This is a genomic window from Pseudoxanthobacter sp., assembly GCF_036822375.1.
GTDB lineage: Bacteria > Pseudomonadota > Alphaproteobacteria > Rhizobiales > Segnochrobactraceae > Pseudoxanthobacter.
The window spans coordinates 7,208-11,177 of the sequence record NZ_DAISHT010000113.1 but is presented as its reverse complement, the minus strand read 5'-3'; the positions used below and the strand labels follow the sequence as shown (position 1 = coordinate 11,177).

At 69.4% G+C, this 3,970-nt stretch carries 2 protein-coding genes; both read left to right on the top strand.

What is annotated here, in order from left to right; translation table 11 throughout:
• The coding region (locus tag V7067_RS11380; RefSeq protein WP_334176022.1) for an autotransporter domain-containing protein at positions 1-3,145 on the top strand (3,145 nt) is incomplete at its 5' end.
• A gap of 124 nt (positions 3,146-3,269) precedes the next feature.
• On the top strand, positions 3,270-3,827 hold the full coding sequence (locus tag V7067_RS11375) for an invasion associated locus B family protein (protein WP_334176021.1): 558 nt from the start codon (positions 3,270-3,272) through the stop codon (positions 3,825-3,827).
• Positions 3,828-3,970: the final 143 nt, after the last annotated feature.

The window sequence follows — 3,970 nt, the reverse complement described above, 5'->3', positions numbered from 1 at the left end:
CGAACTCGGCGTGGTCGGCGCGGGCATCGGCGACAACGGCGTCGTCAGCGTCACCAACACTGGCGCCGTCACCGCGGGTCGTGCCGGCGTGGGCGGCCTTGTCGACGGCAACGGCAGCACCCTCGCCGTCAACAACAGCGGCTCCGTGGTTGCGCAGGACTTCGGCGTCATCGCCGCTGCCTTCGGCAACAACACCAGCACGCAGGTGCAGAGCAGCGGCAGCGTCACGGCCGGGCAGATCGGTGTCGGCGGCCTCGTGGCCGGCGACAACACGGTGCTCGGCGTGCGCAGCACCGGCCCGGTCTCGGCCGGCTCGGTCGGCGTGGCCGGCGTGAGCAGCGGCAGCGGCAGCGTCGACATCGCCGTCCAGAATTCGGTGCGCTCCGACGGCATCGGCGTGCTGGCCGTCAAGGACGGAGCCGGCAACACCACCATCGGCCTCGACGGCCCCGTCAGCGGCCGGTCGGCCGCGGCGACCGCCGGCGACGGCGTGCGCGTGGAGAACAGCAACGGCAACGGCCTCGTTCAGGTCACCACCACCGCCAGCGGCACGATCGCGGCCAGCGGCAGCGGCCTGTCGGTCACCAAGACCAACAGCAGCGGTGACGGCACGAACGCGGTGATCGCCAGCCTCTCCGGCGCCATCAATGCCGGGCAGAACGGCGTCTACATCAACCAGACCAACGGCGACGGCGCCGTGCTGGTCACCACTTCCGCCGCAATCACGGCCGGGGCCACCGGCATCGCCGTCGCCAAGTCCACGGGCAGCGGCGATATCTCGGTGCAGTCCAATGCCGGCATCACGGCACTGAACGGCATCACCGCGTCGGGCGTGGCCCAGAACGGCAACATCCTGATCGCGACCGCGGCCAACACGGCGGTTTCGGCCGGGGCCTCCGGCATCACCGCCACGAAGACGGCGGGCGGCTCCGGGGCTGTCAGCGTCACCACCGGGTCGGGCAGCACCATTGCCGCCGGCGGCGCGGGCATCACCGCCACCAACAACGGCACGGGCAACACCGTGGCGGTCGCCACCGGCACCGCCAGCACGGTGCGCGCGGGGCAGACGGCCATCACGGCCGGCGGCGCCGACAGCGTGACCGTGGTGACCGGCATCGGCAGCTTCGTGCGCGGCGACAGCCTGCAGACCGGGGCCGGCGGCGCCGTTGCGGTGACCGGCGCCAGCGTGGCGACCATCAACATCGGCGCCAACTCCGTTGCCTCCGGCGCGGGCTTCGGCACCTCCGGTGCGGTGATCTCGGCCACCAGCAGCAGCGGCACCAGCATCAACATTGCCGGCGGCGCCCTCGTGACGCCGTGGGCCTTCGACGGCAGCAGCCCGGCCAACACCGATCTGGTGACGGCCGCCGGCCGCACGGCCATCACCGCCCAGGGCGGGGCCGCCGTCGTTAACAACTACGGCACTGTCGTCGGCCGCGTCGGCCTCAGCGGCAGCAACGACACCTTCAACAACTACAGCTCCAACACCTGGATCGTCGTCGGCGACAACAGCTTCGGCGGCGGTTACGACACCCTCACCAACCCCGGTCGCATCGTGACCGCTCTGCAGGGCGGCGTTGCCGAGCAGACCAGCTTCGGCTCGCTGGAAACGTTCGTGAACGGCGCCCCGGCCGGTGGCGGTTCCGGCCTGCTGACCATGATCGACGAGGTCCCGGGCCAGCTTGCCTTCAACGCCGCCCGTGACGTGACCTACACCAGCGGCACCTTCACCGGCACCGGCAACAGCACGCTGGGCGTCGATGCCTATCTCGGCGGCCTCGGCTCCACGGCCGACAAGCTGGTGATCGGCGGCCTCGATGCCAACGGCAACCCGATCTCGGGCACCGTGGCCAGCGGCTCCACCAAGGTTCTCGTCAACGACGTGAGCCTGACGGCCGGCAGCTACAACCCGATGGGCATTCTGGTGGCCGAGGCGCAGAACGGCAGCATCGGTCCGTTCAGCTTCACCATCGATCCGGCCTCGACGAACTACAGCACGAAGCTCGGCGGCGTCATCGACAAGGGGCTGTTCTTCTACGACATGGTCACCGCGCCGACCCCGAGCGGCGGCGTGGGCGAATATCTGGTCGGCGTGCCCGGCCAGCAGGCCTTCGAGTTCCCGTCCTTCATCACCGGCGCGCAGACCATCTGGCACGAAACGACGGGCCTCTGGCTCGATCGTCAGGTCGACCTGCGCTCCTACGAGATGAACCCGTCGCTGGCGGCCCCGGCCACCGGCACCAATCAGGCGGGCAAGGGCGATCTGGCCGGCGGCGCCGCCACCACCCGGCCCACGCTCGGCCCGGGTCTGTGGGCCAAGGCCGTGGGCAGCTGGATGTCGCGCGACAGCTCGTCCGGCTACTCCATCCTCGGCAACAGCTACGGCTTCAACACCTCCTACACGCAGAACACCTACGGCTTCATCGTCGGGGCGGACTTCAGCCGGGAGATGGAGAAGGGCACCTGGCTGTTCGGTATGCTCGGCGGTTACCTGAACTCTTCGCTCGACTTCAACAAGTCGTCGACGAGCGGTGACTACAACGGCGGCACGGTTGGCCTCTACGCCACCTACATCAACGGCGGCCTGTTCGTCGACACGCTGATGAAGGTGGATATTCTCAACCTCGACTACAGCGCCCCGTCGCTGGGCGGCTTCGGCCAGACCAGCCAGACGCAGAACGCCACGTCGTTCGGCTTCCACATCGACACCGGATACCGGATGCCGCTCAAGAACGGCATGTTCGTGGAGCCGGTGGCCACCGTGTCCTACGTCAACACCGATATCGGCGACTTCACCGGCATCGGCGGGGCCACGGTGCAGATGAACAACAGCGACAGCCTGCGCGGCGCGCTGGGCGCCCGCTTCGGCGGCCGCATCCTCAACGGCGACAGCTACTGGATGGAGGCCTCTGCGGTCGGCCGTCTGTGGTACGAGTTCGATGGCTACAACAAGGCCACCCTGCTCACCACCGGCATGCCGTTCAGCGCCACCGACGACTTCCACGGCGCGTTCGGCGAAGTCGGCGGCAATCTGAATATCTTCAGCAAGGTCAACGGCTGGAGCGGCTTCGTGAACGGCAATGTGAAGTTCAACGGCGATTTCACGTCCGGCACCGCCCTCACGGGTGTGCGCTACAAGTGGTGACCGGGCCGCTCCTGCGGAAATGACGACAGGCCGGTCCTCGCGGATCGGCCTGTTCTGCATCGGAACGATGGTTTGCGGAATGCCCCGCTCCGGGGCGCGTATCCGCACAGGGAAGGACGTCAAGATGACGCGCGCGTTCAATCCGGGCCTGCCCCGCCGCCTCGGCGCGGCCCTGCTTGTGGCCGGCAGCCTCGCGGCCGGGCCGGCGCTGGCTCAGGCCCCCGCCGCCAAGACCAAGCCCACGGCGCCGCAGCGCACGGAGACGGTGGTCTATGACAACTGGACCGTGACCTGCCACGACAGCCTTGCCGACAATGCCAGGCGCACCTGTTCTGCCTCGCTGCAGGTGACCAACCGCAAGAACGGACAGAGCGTGCTGATCTGGGAGATCGGCACCGATTCCGCCGGCAAGCCGACCTATGCCGTGCGCACGCCGCTCGGCGTGCGGGTCAAGGAAGGGATCCGCATGACGGTCGGCGCCGCCAAGCCGCGGCAGGTGGATTATGTGCTGTGCGACACCCGCGGCTGCGAGGCGGCCGCGCCGTTCGACGATGCGCTGGCGCGCGATCTGAAGGCGGCCAGCGAGGCCAGCATCGCCTTTACCGCCACCAACGGCCAGACCTTCACCATCAAGGTGCCGCTGAAGGGCATTTCGCAGGCGCTGGCCGCCATGCGGGGCTGAACCCCGGACGACGACCGGCGGCAGGGCGGGCGCACGACCGGCCCTGCCGGGGCCCCCGCCGCCGGACTGCGAAGCCGTCCCGCTGCCTGAGCGAACGACAGGGCAGCGCGGCGCACCGGCCCGCCGGCGAACCGGGGAACCGA

Coding starts and splice junctions, on each gene's coding strand:
- V7067_RS11375 (WP_334176021.1), top strand. CDS start 3,270: ATGACGCGCGCGTTCAATCCGGGCCTGCCCCGCCGCCTCGGCGCGGCC.